This is a genomic window from Klebsiella sp. BIGb0399, assembly GCF_003752615.1.
Classification (GTDB): Bacteria; Pseudomonadota; Gammaproteobacteria; order Enterobacterales; family Enterobacteriaceae; genus Klebsiella; species Klebsiella lignicola.
In genome coordinates, this window is the sequence record NZ_RKHT01000006.1 from 242,269 (window position 1) to 258,147 (window position 15,879).

The window sequence follows — 15,879 nt, forward strand, 5'->3', positions numbered from 1 at the left end:
TGAACTCCTCCCTACCTCGATAAACAACTGTGCTACAGTAGCCATCTCTGCTTGATAACGATTCGCATTATGCCACGTATTATTTTAATCATCATTGGCTGGCTGGCGGTAGCCCTGGGGACGCTGGGCATCTTTTTGCCTTTGTTGCCAACCACGCCGTTTATTCTGCTGGCGGCCTGGTGTTTTGCCCGTTCATCACCGCGTTTTCACTACTGGTTGCTGTATCGTTCCTGGTTTGGCGGCTATCTTCGCCACTGGCAGCAGTACCGCGCGATGCCGCCTGGCGCCAAGCCGCGGGCGATAGTCATGATCCTGCTGACCTTTGCCCTTTCGCTGTGGCTGGTTAAGCTTACATGGGTGCGCATCTTGCTGCTGGTAATACTGACCTGCCTGCTGATATTTATGTGGCGCATTCCGGTGGTTGATGCAAAGCAACAAAAGCACTGATGCACAATAATGAAGGTTGCAATTGTCGCTGACAGACAGTAAATTCTGGCGTTTTCGAGCGCGGGCATGCCTGGTCAAAGGTTGAACAAATGTTTCTTTGGCCCATTTTGCACGCCCGTGAGTAACACTGTTTTAATCAGGCATAAACTTATGACCGCAACTGCACAGCAGCTTGAATATCTGAAGAACAGCATCCAAAGCATCCAGGACTACCCGAAGCCTGGCATCCTTTTCCGTGATGTCACCAGCTTACTGGAAGACCCGAAAGCCTATGCGCTCAGCATTGAACTTCTGGCCGAGCGTTATAAAGACGCGGGTATTACCAAGGTGGTTGGGACCGAAGCGCGTGGTTTCCTGTTTGGCGCCCCGGTTGCGCTGGCGTTGGGTGTGGGCTTTGTGCCGGTACGTAAACCCCGTAAGCTGCCGCGTGAAACCATTGCCGAAAGCTACGAGTTGGAATACGGCACCGATCAGCTGGAAATCCATGTTGATGCGATCAAAGCCGGTGATAAAGTGCTGGTGGTCGACGATCTGCTGGCAACCGGCGGCACCATTGACGCGACGGTGAAGCTGATCCGTCGTCTGGGTGGCGAAGTGCATGATGCAGCCTTCATTATCAATCTGTTCGATCTGGGCGGTGAGCAGCGTCTGGAAAAACTGGGCATCAATTGCTATAGCCTGGTTCCTTTCCCGGGCCACTAAGAGCCTGCGCATTAGACTATTTTGCTTGTCATGTTGAACCTGGGCAGTGCTCAAAATCCTCACGTACTACATGTACGCTCCGGTTTTTCCGCGCTGTCCGTGTTAAAACTGCCTGCGCCAATTACGTCTACTGAGACAGGCTCGAAGCATTTCCAGATACATAGCCTCGCCGATCGGGCGGGGCTGTGATAGCATGACCCCCTCGTGATTTCACCTTCCAGCGTTTCAGAGCCAGCCCATGAGTTATCAGGTCTTAGCCCGTAAATGGCGCCCACAAACCTTTGCTGACGTCGTCGGCCAGGAACATGTGCTGACCGCACTGGCGAATGGCTTATCGTTAGGGCGCATTCATCACGCTTATCTCTTTTCCGGCACCCGTGGCGTAGGGAAAACCTCGATCGCCCGCCTGCTTGCGAAAGGATTGAACTGCGAAACCGGTATTACCGCCACGCCGTGCGGTGTATGCGATAACTGCCGGGAAATAGAGCAGGGGCGCTTTGTCGATCTGATTGAGATCGATGCCGCTTCTCGAACCAAAGTCGAAGATACCCGCGACCTGCTGGATAACGTCCAGTACGCGCCGGCCCGTGGCCGCTTTAAGGTCTATCTGATCGACGAAGTCCATATGCTGTCGCGCCATAGCTTCAACGCGTTGTTAAAAACGCTGGAAGAGCCGCCGGCGCACGTCAAATTCCTGCTGGCGACCACCGATCCGCAGAAGCTGCCGGTGACGATCCTGTCGCGCTGCCTGCAGTTCCATCTTAAGGCGCTGGATGTCGAACAGATCCGCCATCAGCTTGAACATATTCTCGGTGAAGAGCAGATTGCCTTTGAATCCCGCGCGCTGCAGCTGCTGTCGCGTGCGGCGGATGGCAGCCTGCGCGACGCGTTAAGTCTCACCGACCAGGCGATTGCCAGCGGCGATGGCCGCCTGACGGCGGAGTCGGTCAGTACCATGCTGGGTACGCTCGACGACGATCAGGCGCTGTCGCTGATTGAAGCGCTGGTGGCTGCCGATGGCGAACGCGTTATGGCGGGCGTCAACGATGCCGCTTCCCGCGGTGTTGAGTGGGAAGCCTTGCTGGTTGAGATGCAGAGCCTGCTGCACCGCATTGCGATGGTTCAGCTGTCGCCTTCGGCGCTGGGCGCGGACATGGCCGCCATTGAACTGCGCATGCGCGAACTCGCGCGCACCGTGCCGCCTGCAGATGTCCAGCTATACTATCAGACGCTGTTAATTGGCCGTAAAGAGCTGCCCTATGCGCCAGACCGACGCATGGGCGTCGAAATGACGTTACTGCGTGCGCTGGCGTTTCATCCGCGTACGCCGCTGCCAGAACCCGAGGTAAAACCCGCGCCAGCGATACCGGTCGCACCGGTTCAGGCCGCCGCGCCGTCAGCCCCCGTCGGGCAGTCGCAACCGCCGCAGAATTTGCCGCAAACCACCAGCCAGGTGCTGGCGGCTCGCAGCCAGCTGCAGCGTGGTCAGGGAGCACCCACACCAAAAAAGAGTGAACCGGCAGCCGCATCCCGCGCGCGGCCGGTGAATAACGCTGCGCTGGAGCGCTTAAGTTCGATTACCGAGCGCGTGCAGGCGCGTCCTGCCGTCGCGGCGGTACAGGAAAAAGCACCGGCTAAAAAAGAAGCCTATCGCTGGACATCGACCACCGTCGTCGAAACCGTGAAAGAAGAGGTGGCGACGCCGAAAGCGCTGAAGAAAGCGCTGGAGCATGAAAAAACGCCGGAGCTGGCGGCCAGGCTGGCGCTGGAAGCCGTCGAGCGCGATAGCTGGGCGGCAGAGGTCCATCAGCTTGCCGTACCGAAGCTGGTGGAGCAGGTGGCGCTGAATTCCTGGAAAGAGCAGGAGGGTCAGCGAATCTGCCTGCATCTGCGTCCGAGCCAGCGGCATCTGAATTCCGCCGGTGCGCAGCAAAAGCTGGCCGAAGCGCTTGGCATATTGTACGGTTCACCGGTTGAACTGACCATCGTAGAAGACGATAATCCTGCGATGCGCACGCCGCTGGAGTGGCGGCAGGCAATTTATGAAGAGAAGCTCGCGCAAGCGCGCGAAGCGATTATTGCGGATAACAACATTCAGACGCTGCGTCGGTTCTTCGATGCGGACCTGGATGAAGAGAGTATTCGCCCCATTTGATTGCAAGTTTAACTTGCGGTCAGCATCCTTAACGATGACTTACTGAGAGAGAAGCCTATGTTTGGTGGAAAAGGCGGCCTGGGTAACCTGATGAAACAGGCCCAGCAGATGCAAGACAAAATGCAGAAAATGCAGGAAGAGATCGCCCAGCTGGAAGTCACCGGTGAATCCGGTGCCGGTCTGGTTAAAGTGACCATCAACGGCGCACATAACTGCCGTCGCGTGGAAATCGACCCGAGCCTGCTGGAAGACGACAAAGACATGCTGGAAGACCTCGTGGCTGCGGCGTTCAACGATGCGGCGCGTCGCATTGAAGAGACCCAGAAAGAGAAGATGGCCTCCGTTTCCTCCGGTATGCAGCTGCCGCCTGGCTTTAAGATGCCATTCTGATGCAAACCAGCCCGCTGTTAACTCAGCTTATGGAAGCATTGCGCTGTCTGCCGGGCGTTGGCCCGAAGTCAGCGCAGCGCATGGCGTTCACGCTGCTTCAGCGCGATCGTAGCGGCGGGATGCGTCTGGCGCAGTCGTTAACGCGTGCAATGTCGGAAATCGGCCACTGTGCCGATTGCCGCACTTTCACCGAGCAGGAAGTGTGCAATATTTGCAGCAACCCGCGCCGCCGTGAAAACGGGCAGATCTGCGTGGTAGAAAGCCCCGCGGATATCTACGCGATTGAGCAGACCGGGCAGTTTTCGGGCCGCTATTTTGTCCTGATGGGCCACCTGTCACCACTCGATGGGATTGGACCGGATGACATTGGGCTCGATCGCCTGGAGCAGCGCCTGCGTGACGAATCGATGCAGGAAGTGATCCTCGCCACCAACCCCACGGTGGAAGGTGAAGCGACCGCCAATTATATCGCCGAGCTCTGCGCGCAGTATGGCGTAGAAGCCAGCCGCATTGCCCATGGCGTTCCCGTCGGCGGCGAGCTGGAAATGGTCGACGGCACCACGCTGTCCCACTCCCTGGCCGGGCGACATAAGATTCGTTTTTAACCAAACGGAGGCGCTTTTCGGGGCCTCCGCTTGAAAATTTCCCCTCCCGTCCCCATCTCCCCTTCATCGGTTTTTTTACCATTAACAATGGCATTGTTGAGGTTGATTTAGATGAAAGGACAAGAAACTCGTGGTTTTCAGTCAGAGGTAAAACAGCTTCTGCACCTGATGATCCATTCTCTTTATTCCAATAAAGAAATTTTCCTGCGTGAACTGATTTCCAACGCCTCCGATGCGGCGGACAAGCTGCGCTTCCGCGCGCTGTCCCAGCCCGACCTGTACGAAGGTGACGGTGAACTGCGCGTGCGCGTTTCGTTTGATAAAGACAACCGCACCCTGACCATCGCCGATAACGGTATCGGGATGAACCGTGAAGACGTTATCGACCACCTCGGGACCATTGCCAAATCCGGGACCAAATCGTTCCTCGAATCAATGGGCTCCGACCAGGCCAAAGACAGCCAGCTGATTGGTCAGTTTGGCGTCGGCTTCTACTCGGCGTTTATCGTGGCGGATAAAGTCACCGTGCGCACTCGTGCGGCGGGCGATAGCGCAGAAAACGGCGTGTTCTGGGAGTCAGCCGGTGAAGGCGACTACACCGTGGCCGATATCACCAAAGCCGATCGCGGTACCGAAATCACTCTGCACCTGCGTGAAGGCGAAGATGATTTCCTTAACGACTGGCGCGTACGTTCGATCATCAGCAAATACTCCGACCATATTGCGCTGCCGGTAGAGATCGAAAAGCGTGAAGAGGTTGACGGCGAAACCGTGATCTCCTGGGAAAAAATCAACAAAGCTCAGGCGCTGTGGACCCGTAATAAGTCGGAAATTAAAGACGACGAATACAACGAATTCTATAAGCACATCGCCCATGACTACAGCGACCCGCTGACCTGGAGCCACAACCGTGTGGAAGGCAAGCAGGAGTACACCAGCCTGCTGTATATCCCTTCCCAGGCACCGTGGGATATGTGGAACCGCGATCATAAACACGGTCTGAAGCTGTACGTGCAGCGCGTCTTCATCATGGATGAAGCCGAGCAGTTTATGCCGAACTACCTGCGCTTTGTCCGTGGCCTTGTGGACTCCAACGATCTGCCGCTCAACGTCTCGCGTGAAATCCTGCAGGACAGCAGCGTCACCCGCAACCTGCGTACCGCGCTGACCAAGCGTGTGCTGCAGATGCTGGAGAAACTGGCGAAAGACGACGCCGAAAAATATCAGACCTTCTGGCAGCAGTTTGGTCTGGCATTGAAAGAAGGCCCGGCGGAAGACAATGCGAACCAGCAGACTATCGCGAAGCTGCTGCGTTTTGCCTCTACCCATACCGACTCCTCCGCCCAGACCGTGTCGCTGGAAGAGTATGTCTCCCGCATGAAAGAAGGGCAGGAGAAGATTTACTACATCACCGCCGACAGCTATGCGGCAGCGAAGAGCAGCCCGCACCTGGAGCTGCTGCGTAAGAAAGGGATCGAGGTCCTGCTGCTGTCTGAGCGCATCGACGAGTGGATGATGAGCTATCTGACCGAGTTCGATGGCAAAGCCTTCCAGTCAGTGGCGAAAACCGACGAGTCGCTGGAAAAACTGGCCGATGAGGTGGATGAAAGCACCAAAGAGGCAGAAAAGGCGCTGGAGCCGTTTGTTGACCGCGTGAAAACCCTGCTGGGCGAGCGTGTGAAAGAGGTCCGTCTGACGCACCGTCTTACCGATACCCCGGCTATCGTCACCACTGACGCGGACGAAATGAGCACCCAGATGGCGAAGCTGTTCGCCGCTGCGGGCCAGTCCGCGCCGGAAGTGAAGTACATCTTCGAACTGAACCCGGCGCACCCGCTGGTGAAACGCGCGGCGGATACCCAGGAAGATGCCCGGTTCAGCGAGTGGGTTGAGCTGCTGCTCGATCAGGCCCTGCTGGCGGAGCGCGGTACGCTGGAAGATCCGAACCAGTTTATTCGCCGGATGAATCAGCTGCTGGCATCGTAATCTCCCTGCTGTTTGCCCTCAGCGGCCCCGACTCATCAGAGACGCGGGCCGCTGAGGGCCTCTTCTCAGATCGTCTAAAATCTGCCTTTCAGGCAAAATAAACCCTCCATTAACCGTTTCAGCCGCTCTGCCTTCCTTGAGCCATCTGCGTTCTGGTGGTATGGTTTATCGTTTTTGAAAAATTGAATCGACTTTTGAGGGGATTTTCGTAATGCGTATTATTCTGCTTGGCGCTCCGGGCGCGGGTAAAGGAACTCAGGCTCAGTTCATCATGGAGAAATACGGTATTCCGCAAATCTCTACCGGTGACATGCTGCGCGCTGCTGTGAAATCTGGCTCTGAGCTGGGTAAACAGGCGAAAGACATCATGGACGCAGGCAAGCTGGTAACCGACGAACTGGTTATCGCGCTGGTGAAAGAGCGTATCACTCAGGAAGACTGCCGTAACGGCTTCCTGCTGGACGGTTTCCCGCGCACCATTCCGCAGGCTGACGCTATGAAAGAAGCGGGTATCGCGGTTGATTTCGTACTGGAGTTTGACGTACCGGACGAGCTGATCGTCGATCGCATCATCGGTCGTCGCGTACACGCAGCTTCTGGCCGCGTTTACCACATCAAATTCAATCCGCCGAAGGTGGAAGGCAAAGACGACGTGACCGGTGAAGACCTGAGCACGCGTAAAGATGACCAGGAAGAGACCGTACGTAAGCGCCTGGTGGAATACCATCAGATGACGGCTCCGCTGATCGGTTACTATCAGAAAGAAGCTGAAGCGGGCAACACCCAATACGCGAAAGTCGACGGCACCAAAGCGGTTGCTGAAGTCCGCGTAGAACTGGAAAAAATCCTCGGTTAATCCCGTTGGTTCTCATCCTGCCACGGCGGGATGAGAACACCTCTCATTCTACCTTTTTCTATGATTGGTTCCGTTTAGCGCCATTTCAGCTACAATTGTCAGCGATTCAAATGGTTAAGAGGCGGTAATGCAGCAGACGAAAACAGGTATCTTGTTAGCCAACTTAGGCACTCCCGATGCGCCCACGCCCGATGCGGTGAAGCGCTACCTGCGACAGTTTCTCAGCGACACGCGCGTGGTGGATACGCCTCGTCTGCTGTGGTGGCCGTTACTGCGTGGCGTGATCCTGCCGCTACGTGGACCGCGGGTCGCAAAACTATATCAATCGGTATGGATGGAAGAAGGCTCTCCGCTGCTGGTCTACAGCCGCCGGCAGCAGCAGGCGCTGGCCGCACGTTTACCCGATACGCCGGTGGCCTTAGGCATGAGCTACGGCTCGCCTGCGCTGGAAAGCGCGGTAGATGAACTGCTGGCACAGGGCGTGAACCATATCGTGGTGCTGCCGATGTATCCGCAATACTCCTGTTCCACCGTGGCGGCGGTGTGGGATGAACTGGCGCGCATTCTGGCCAAAAAGCGGGCGGTTCCGGGCGTGTCGTTTATTCGTGATTACGCCGATGACACCAGCTACATCAAGGCGCTGGCGGAAAGCGTTCGTGCCTCGTTCGCGGTGCATGGCGAGCCCGATGTGCTGCTGCTCTCCTATCACGGGATCCCCCAGCGCTTTGCCCATGAAGGGGATGACTACCCGCAGCGCTGTCGCGATACCACGCGTGAACTGGTGTCGGCGCTGGGTCTTTCACCGGACCGCGCCATGATGACCTTCCAGTCGCGCTTTGGCCGCGAACCATGGCTGACGCCCTATACCGACGAGACTTTAAAAATGTTGGGGGAGAAGGGGGTCAAACACATTCAGGTTATCTGTCCGGGCTTTGCTGCCGACTGCCTCGAAACGCTGGAGGAGATTGCGGTACAGAATCAGGAAATCTTCCTGGAGGCTGGCGGGCAGAAATATGAATACATTCCGGCGCTCAATGATAACGACGCGCATATTGAAATGATGGTGGACCTGACGGCGGCATATCGCTGATCGTGCGTGGCGCGGGGAATATGCTATTATTCCTCGCTTGTCCACAGCCACTAAATCACCACTATGAAATTTCCCGGTAAACGCAAATCCAAACACTATTTTCCCGTTAATGCGCGCGATCCGCTGCTGCAACAAATTCAGCCGGAAAATGAATCTAACATCGCCTGGGTGGTGGGTATCGACCAAACGCTGGTCGATATCGAAGCGAAAGTCGATGAGGCGTTTATCCAGCGCTATGGCCTGAGTGCCGGCCACTCTCTGGTGATTGAAGATGACGTCGCCGAAGCGTTGTATCAGGAACTGCTCCGCGATAACCTGATTACCCATCAGTTTGCCGGTGGGACGATCGGCAATACCATGCACAACTATTCTGTGCTGGCGGATGACCGCTCGGTGCTGCTCGGCGTCATGTGCAGCAATATCGAAATCGGCGGCTACGCCTACCGCTATCTGTGCAACACCTCCAGCCGTACCGACCTGAACTACCTGCAAGGCGTGGACGGGGCGATTGGCCGCTGTTTTACTCTGATTAGCGATGCCGGCGAACGCACCTTTGCGATCAGCCCGGGCCACATGAATAAGCTGCGTCCGGAAAGTGTCCCGGAAGCGGTGATTGCTGGCGCCTCCGCGCTGGTGCTGACCTCTTATCTGGTGCGTTGCAAACCGGGTGAACCGATGCCGGATGCCACGATGAAAGCCATCGAATATGCCAAAAAGCATGACGTCCCGGTGGTGTTGACGCTGGGCACCAAGTATGTGATTGCCGACAACCCGGAATGGTGGCAACAGTTCCTGACGGAGCACGTCTCCATCCTGGCGATGAACGAAGAAGAGGCGGAAGCGTTAACCGGCCTGTCCGATCCGCTGCTGGCCTCCGATAAGGCGCTGGAGTGGGTGGATCTGGTACTGTGCACTGCGGGGCCTGCGGGCTTGTATATGGCTGGTTTCACCGAAGAGGAAGCCCGGCGTAAAACCCAACATCCGCTGCTGCCAGGGGCGATTGCCGAATTTAACCAGTTTGAATTCAGCCGCGCCATGCGTCATCAGGATTGTGAGAATCCGCTGCGGATCTACTCGCATATTGCGCCCTACATGGGCGGCCCTGAGAAAATCATGAATACCAACGGCGCGGGTGATGGCGCGCTGGCGGCGCTGCTGCATGACATCACTGCTAACAACTATCACCGCAACAACGTTCCGAACTCCAGCAAGCACAAGTGCAAATGGCTGACCTACTCGTCGCTGGCGCAGGTGTGCAAATATGCTAACCGGGTGAGCTATCAGGTCTTAAACCAGCATTCGCCGCGCTTAAGCCGTGGCCTGCCGGAACGGGAAGATAGCCTGGAAGAGGCATACTGGGAACGTTAAGTGCGTTGTCCCCTCGCCGGGCTGGAGGGGAACTACAGGGACAGACATCCTTTGCGCAAGCGCCTCTCCGTTCTGGAGAGGCCTGCTAAGACGCCGTAAACAACCGTTATCCGGTGACCACTTCACCTGCCGGCGGCGTTTCCAGCAGCAGCAGCATCGCGCGGGCGATTTCTCGCTCGCCCATGACCACCTGATTGGCCCCACGTTCGGTAATATAGTCCACTTCATCATCGTAATGGGCGCGGGCAATAATTTCGATGTTCGGGCATTTTTCTCGCGCTGAGGCGACGATCTCTCCGGCCTCATAGCCGTTAGGGATGGTCAGCAGCAGCCAGCGGGCGCAATCCAGATGCGCCAGATTCATGATCTCTTCATTGGCGGCATTGCCCAGCACGGCGCGGATACCCCGTGCGCGCAGTTCGTCCACCCGGGTGCGGGAGGTTTCGATCACCACCAGCGGGATCCCCTGCGCCATCAGTTTTTCACCCAGCAGACTCCCGACGCGCCCGAAGCCGACCAGCAGCGCGTGGTTGCATATATCGACCGGAATTTGTTTCTCCTCTTCGAGGACTTCTTCGAGGGTTTGCTCGTCGAGGGTTTCGGTTTTATCGAGGTATTTTTCCAGCAGGGTGAACAGCACCGGGTTGAGCATGATCGAGATAATCGCCCCGGCCAGCACCAGATTTTGTCCGGCCTGCGGCAGCAGATCCAGCGCCATACCAAGCCCGGCCAGAATAAAGGCGAACTCACCGATTTGCGCAAGGCTGGCGGCGATAGTCAGCGCAGTGCGCGGCGAGTGGCCGAACATCCGCACGAGGAAAAAGGCAGCGACAGACTTACCGAAGATAATGATCACCAGGGTTGCCAGGACCGCCAGCGGCTGTTCCAGCAGGATCATCGGGTCGAACAGCATGCCAACGGAGACAAAGAACAGAACCGCAAAGGCATCACGCAGCGGCAGCGTATCGTGCGCGGCGCGGTGGCTGAGTTCGGATTCATTCAGCACCATGCCGGCGAAGAAGGCACCGAGCGCGAAGGAGACGTCGAACAGCTCAACCGCCCCGAAGGCGATGCCGAGCGCCAGGGCCAGCACCGACAGAGTAAACAGTTCGCGGGAGCCGGTGGCGGCGCTGCGGGACATAATCCACGGCACCAGACGACGGCCAACCAGCATCATAATGGCGATAAAGGCGATCACTTTCCCGATGGTGATGCTCATATCGACGGCCAGCGAGGCCAGGCCGACGTCGCCTTTTTCTGCCATCCCGGCGACGGCGGGCAGCAGAACGAGGGTCAGCACCATCACTAAATCTTCGACGATCAGCCAGCCGATGGCGATTTGCCCTCGTTGACTGTCAATCAGTTGCCGTTCTTCCAACGCGCGCAGCAGCACCACGGTACTGGCGGTAGAAAGACACAGGCCAAACACGATGCCGGTCATCAACGACCAGCCTAGCACGGCTGACAGCGCCATACCCAACAGCGTTGCCACAGCTATCTGGGCAATCGCGCCGGGAATGGCGATGGACTTTACCGCCATCAAATCCTTTAAAGAGAAGTGCAGCCCGACGCCAAACATCAACAAGATGACGCCCAGCTCGGCCAGTTCTGGCGCTAGCTTGGTATCGGCAACGAAGCCTGGGGTAAAGGGACCGGATAACACACCTGCTAACAGATATCCCACCAGTGGAGAAATACGTAACTTATTGGCAATCATGCCGAATATAAAAGCGAGGACCAGCCCGCCGACAATGGTGGTGATAAGCGGTGTTGCGTGGTGCATTCCGTCTCCTTGTATGTGGTGAGCCAGTCCATTTTCAGGCACTGCATCCATCAGGCGCCTCTGCGTTCGCTTTGAACTAACCCGAATGATTTTGCGTATAAACCTAAAAAACCGAGTAATAGTTTATGACAGTTTTGGCTGTTTTGTTTATGAATAATTGTTGAATTATGCAGAAAAAGGGAATTAGCACGCAAAAAAGCACAGACGGGAAAACGACGGCAGATAATACGCAGAAGTGCTGATGGTATCAGGGATGTTGGCGGCCAAAGTTTCACTTTAGCCGCCGGATATTTAAGATTTATGGCGGTTGTCAGGGAGGAATATCGTCAATATGCCGATAAGTGGCAGGAAAGCGCAGATTTTATAGACCAGTTCGATACTGGTATGGTCCGCTAACAGCCCCAGCACCGCGGCGCCAAGGCCACCCATCCCAAAGGCAAAACCGAAAAACAGACCAGAAACCATGCCGATACGCCCCGGCATCAGCTCCTGAGCGTACACTAAAATAGCGGAAAACGCCGACGCGAGGACAAAACCAATAATCATGGTTAAAATCCCGGTCCATTCCAGCGTGGCATACGGCAAAATAAGGGTAAAGGGCGCGACGCCGAGGATAGAGCCCCAAATAACATATTTACGCCCAATTTTATCGCCGACAGGCCCGCCAATCACCGTGCCTGCCGCGACGGCAAACAGGAAGATAAACAGGTGAATCTGGGCATTCTGGATCGATAATCCGAATTTATGCATCAGATAAAAGGTGTAATAGCTGCTAATGCTCGCCATATAGAAATATTTCGAGAAAATCAGCATCAGCAGGATCCCGACCGCCAGAATCACCTTATTCTTTGGCAGCGGGCTGGCGACGATAGTCTTAGGTTGGCCTTTATTCATTCGGTGCTGCGCGGCATACCAGCGGCTGACTTGCAGCAGTACCACGATAGCCAGCAGCGCGGCCAGAACAAACCAGGCGACGTTGCCTTTGCCGTAGGGAGCGATAATCACCGCCGCCAGCAACGGACCCAGTGAGCTACCGAAGTTACCGCCCACCTGGAACAGCGACTGAGCCAGACCGTGACGGCCACCGGAGGCCATGCGTGCCACGCGCGACGACTCCGGGTGGAACACCGACGAGCCGATACCCACCAGCGCGGCAGCGAGCAGCACCATCCCGAAACTTCCCGCCAGCGCCAGAAGCACCAGGCCGCAGAGCGTGAAGCACATGCCGACGGGCAGCGACCACGGCATCGAGTGTTTATCGGTCCAGTAGCCGACCACCGGCTGCAACAGCGAAGAGGCCAGCTGGAAGGTCAGGGTGATCATGCCGATCTGCACGAAGGTCAGGGAAAATTCCGACTGTAGCAGCGGGTAAAGCGCCAGAATCAGCGACTGGATCATATCGTTAAGCAGATGGGAAAGGCTGATAGCCCCCAGGATGCCAAATGACGTGCGTGCTTTTTGCGGCGCAGCAGCGGGGCCGGATAAGGGTTGGATAGTCTGATTCGTCGCCATAGGTTCACTTAGAGAGTGTTATTGTGGATGCAGGTGTAATTATTATCTGACTAACATACCTGCCCCTAAGGTTTGAAGGAAGTCTCAATTCGGAAAACATATTTGTCAGGGGATGTAACTCGCTATACTTTCAGCACTTGTATATTGAGTCAGGGAGAGAGAGATGCATTTTTTAAAACGGAGCGTGGCGCTGGGGTTACTCGCCGCGCTGTCGCTGGGGAGCTTGTCTGCACAGGCTTACGAGCAGGATAAAACCTATAACATCACCATCCTGCATACCAACGATCACCATGGCCATTTCTGGCGTAGTGACTACGGGGAATATGGTCTGGCCGCGCAAAAAACGCTGGTGGATGGTATTCGCAAAGAGGTTGCGGCTGAGGGTGGCAGCGTTCTGTTGTTATCCGGCGGCGATATTAATACCGGCGTGCCAGAGTCGGATCTGCAGGACGCCGAGCCGGATTTTCGCGGCATGAACCTGATTGGCTATGACGCGATGGCGGTGGGGAACCATGAATTCGATAACCCGCTCAGCGTGCTGCGCCAGCAGGAAAAGTGGTCTAAATTCCCGTTCCTTTCTGCCAACATTTACCAGAAAAGCACCGGCGAGCGGCTGTTCAAACCCTGGGCGCTGTTTAAACGCGGTGGATTGAAAATTGCGGTCATTGGCCTGACTACCGATGATACGGCGAAAATCGGTAACCCGGAGTATTTCACTGATATCGAATTCCGCAAGCCGGCGGATGAAGCCAAACTGGTTATCCAGGAGCTGCAGCAGACTGAAAAACCGGATGTGATCCTGGCGACCACCCACATGGGCCACTATGACAACGGGAATCACGGTTCGAATGCCCCGGGCGATGTCGAAATGGCCCGTAGCCTGCCAGCGGGATCGCTGGCGATGATCGTCGGCGGCCATTCGCAGGATCCGGTCTGTATGGCGTCGGAGAATAAAAAGCAGGTCGATTATGTGCCGGGAACGCCGTGCGCGCCGGACAAGCAGAACGGTATCTGGATCGTTCAGGCCCATGAGTGGGGCAAATACGTAGGCCGCGCGGATTTTGAGTTCCGCAACGGCGAAATGAAGCTGGTGCACTATCAGCTGATCCCGGTCAACCTGAAGAAGAAGGTCACCTACGATAACGGCCAGAGCGAACGTGTGCTCTATACGCCGCAAATTGTCGAGAACCCGCAAATGCTGTCACTGCTGACGCCGTTCCAGAATAAGGGCAAAGCGCAGCTGCAGGTGAAAATCGGCAGCGTCAACGGGCATCTTGAGGGCGATCGCAGCAAGGTTCGTTTTGTGCAGACCAATATGGGACATCTGCTGCTGGCGGCACAAATGGCGCGCAGCAATGCCGATTTCGCCGTAATGAGTGGCGGCGGTATCCGTGATTCCATCGAGGCCGGCGACATCACCTATAAAGATGTGATGAAGGTGCAGCCGTTCGGCAACGTGCTGGTGTATGTCGATATGAACGGCCAGGAAGTGACGCAGTATCTGACGGCGGTGGCGCAGATGAAGCCGGATTCCGGTGCTTATCCGCAGTTCGCTAACGTCAGCTTCGTGGCGAAAGACGGCAAGCTCAATGATTTGAAAATCAAAGGTGAACCGGTCGACCCGGCGAAGACCTACCGTATGGCAACGTTGAGCTTCAACGGGACCGGCGGTGATGGCTATCCGCATATTGATACCAAGCCCGGCTACGTCAATACCGGGTTTATCGATGCCGAAGTCCTGAAAGAGTATATTCAGAAGAACTCGCCGCTGGACGCGGCAGCTTATGAGCCGCAAGGCGAGGTGAGCTGGCAGTAACGCCGGAGGCACTCCCCGGTGGCGCTGCGCTGACCGGGCTACAGGCCTGTGCGGTTTTGGGTTTTGTCGCCTGGACACGGCGCCTGCGCCGCCTCCGGGAATGCCCCGGTGGCGCTACGTGCGCTGACCGGGCTACAGGCCTGTGCGGTTTTGGGTTTTGTCGCCTGGACACGGCGCCTGCGCCGCCTCCGGGAATGCCCCGGTGGCGCTACGCTGACCGGGCTACAGGCCTGTGCGGTTTTGGGTTTTGTCGCCCGGACACGGCGCCTGCGCCGCCTCCGGGAATGCCCCGGTGGCGCTGCGCTGACCGGGCTACAGGCCTGTGCGGTTTTGGGTTTTGTCGCCTGGACACGGCGCCTGCGCCGCCTCCGGGAATGCCCCGGTGGCGCTACGTTGACCGGGCTACAGGCCTGTGCGGTTTTGGGTTTTGTCGCCCGGACAGGCGCCTGCGCCGCCTCCGGGAATGCCCCGGTGGCGCTACGTTGACCGGGCTACAGGCCTGTGCGGTTTTGGGTTTTGTAGCCCGGACAGGCGCTTGCGCCGCCTCCGGGGTTTTCTGATGTATGCGCGGGGGCGAGATTAATCGCGACGGGCGATATCGGCGAAGGTGGCCCCAAGGGTCTTCGCCAGATCGCTGGCCGCCAGCTCAATATCCAGCCCGCGTTTGCCGCCGGAAATATAGATGGTGGCAAACTCCTGGGCGGGGGCATCGATTACCGTTGGCAGGCGCTTTTTCTGCCCAAGCGGGCTGATACCGCCCACCAGATAGCCGGTGACGCGCTGGGCGACCATCGGGTCTGCCATATCCACTTTCTTTGCGCCCAGGGCTTTGGCCACCTTTTTTAAATCCAGCTGCCCGGCCACCGGCGTCACCGCCACGGCCAGATGCTTCATATCCCCGTTCACCGCGACCAGCAACGTCTTATATACCTGGTCCGCATTCAGCCCCAGTTTGCGCACCACCTCGTCACCAAAGTTGGTTTCATTGGGGTCGTGATCGTAGCTGTGAATCTTAAAGGCAATCTTGTTTTTTTCGAGTAACTTAACGGCGGGAGTCATATCTGTCCTTCTTACCAACCGATCTCAGGTGCGCTCAGGATACGCCTGTCGAATGTGTAAAAAATAGTACTATCTTGCGCAATAGTATTGGCAGTGATGGTTACTTTGAG

At 56.7% G+C, this 15,879-nt stretch carries 14 protein-coding genes and 1 other annotated feature; of the genes, 11 read left to right on the forward strand and 3 right to left on the reverse strand.

The features are described from left to right. The first annotated feature begins 69 nt into the window (after positions 1–69). The 9 genes from EDF82_RS11805 (at position 70) to EDF82_RS11845 (ending at position 9,599) form a co-directional block, all read left to right on the forward strand. Positions 70–447 carry a DUF454 family protein gene (locus EDF82_RS11805; RefSeq protein WP_123755741.1) on the forward strand — a complete coding sequence of 126 codons (378 nt, stop codon included), beginning with the start codon at positions 70–72 and terminating at the stop codon, positions 445–447. A 150-nt stretch (positions 448–597) separates the two neighbouring features. After that, entirely contained in the window at positions 598–1,149 is a 552-nt protein-coding gene (gene apt, locus EDF82_RS11810; RefSeq protein ID WP_004129935.1) for an adenine phosphoribosyltransferase, read from the forward strand. Between the two features lie 238 nt (positions 1,150–1,387). Further along, positions 1,388–3,304: a DNA polymerase III subunit gamma/tau gene (gene dnaX, locus EDF82_RS11815; RefSeq protein ID WP_123755742.1), complete on the forward strand. Its 1,917-nt coding sequence runs from the start codon at positions 1,388–1,390 to the stop codon at positions 3,302–3,304. Continuing rightward, positions 2,634–2,698 (forward strand) — a sequence feature (DnaX frameshifting element). (Overlaps the previous gene by 65 nt.) A 57-nt stretch (positions 3,305–3,361) precedes the next feature. Next, on the forward strand, positions 3,362–3,694 hold the full coding sequence (locus EDF82_RS11820; RefSeq protein ID WP_004858807.1) for a YbaB/EbfC family nucleoid-associated protein: 333 nt from the start codon (positions 3,362–3,364) through the stop codon (positions 3,692–3,694). Next, positions 3,694–4,299: a recombination mediator RecR gene (gene recR / locus EDF82_RS11825; RefSeq protein WP_004858810.1), complete on the forward strand. Its 606-nt coding sequence runs from the start codon at positions 3,694–3,696 to the stop codon at positions 4,297–4,299. Before EDF82_RS11820 ends, recR begins: the two co-directional genes overlap by 1 nt. A 111-nt stretch (positions 4,300–4,410) precedes the next feature. Further along, a complete protein-coding gene (htpG, locus tag EDF82_RS11830) occupies positions 4,411–6,285 on the forward strand; it encodes a molecular chaperone HtpG (RefSeq protein WP_123755743.1) in 1,875 nt (624 codons plus the stop codon). A gap of 211 nt (positions 6,286–6,496) precedes the next feature. Beyond that, complete coding sequence (gene adk / locus EDF82_RS11835) at positions 6,497–7,141, forward strand: adenylate kinase (protein ID WP_123755744.1); 645 nt, start codon at positions 6,497–6,499, stop codon at positions 7,139–7,141. 127 nt (positions 7,142–7,268) lie between these two features. Then, on the forward strand, positions 7,269–8,231 hold the full coding sequence (gene hemH / locus EDF82_RS11840) for a ferrochelatase (RefSeq protein ID WP_123755745.1): 963 nt from the start codon (positions 7,269–7,271) through the stop codon (positions 8,229–8,231). Positions 8,232–8,294: 63 nt separating this feature from the next. Further along, positions 8,295–9,599: an inosine/guanosine kinase gene (locus EDF82_RS11845; protein WP_123755746.1), complete on the forward strand. Its 1,305-nt coding sequence runs from the start codon at positions 8,295–8,297 to the stop codon at positions 9,597–9,599. A 106-nt stretch (positions 9,600–9,705) separates the two neighbouring features. Here EDF82_RS11845 and ybaL read toward each other — a convergent pair whose 3' ends face one another. Together ybaL and EDF82_RS11855 are read right to left on the reverse strand one after the other, a co-directional pair. Beyond that, positions 9,706–11,382: a YbaL family putative K(+) efflux transporter gene (ybaL, locus tag EDF82_RS11850; protein ID WP_123755747.1), complete on the reverse strand. Its 1,677-nt coding sequence runs from the start codon at positions 11,380–11,382 to the stop codon at positions 9,706–9,708. Between the two features lie 291 nt (positions 11,383–11,673). Continuing rightward, positions 11,674–12,894, reverse strand: a complete 1,221-nt coding sequence (locus EDF82_RS11855; protein WP_123755748.1) for an MFS transporter — start codon at positions 12,892–12,894, stop codon at positions 11,674–11,676. Between the two features lie 163 nt (positions 12,895–13,057). On the opposite strand from EDF82_RS11855, the gene ushA reads away from it, so the two are divergent. Together ushA and EDF82_RS25165 are read left to right on the forward strand one after the other, a co-directional pair. Then, positions 13,058–14,710: a bifunctional UDP-sugar hydrolase/5'-nucleotidase UshA gene (ushA, locus tag EDF82_RS11860; RefSeq protein ID WP_123755749.1), complete on the forward strand. Its 1,653-nt coding sequence runs from the start codon at positions 13,058–13,060 to the stop codon at positions 14,708–14,710. A gap of 63 nt (positions 14,711–14,773) precedes the next feature. Next, positions 14,774–15,196 (forward strand): hypothetical protein, encoded by a 423-nt coding sequence (locus EDF82_RS25165; protein ID WP_148060393.1) that lies wholly within the window; start codon positions 14,774–14,776, stop codon positions 15,194–15,196. A gap of 93 nt (positions 15,197–15,289) precedes the next feature. Here the strand turns inward: EDF82_RS25165 and ybaK are convergent, their stop codons facing one another. Then, complete coding sequence (gene ybaK, locus EDF82_RS11865; RefSeq protein ID WP_123755750.1) at positions 15,290–15,769, reverse strand: Cys-tRNA(Pro)/Cys-tRNA(Cys) deacylase YbaK; 480 nt, start codon at positions 15,767–15,769, stop codon at positions 15,290–15,292. Positions 15,770–15,879: the final 110 nt, after the last annotated feature.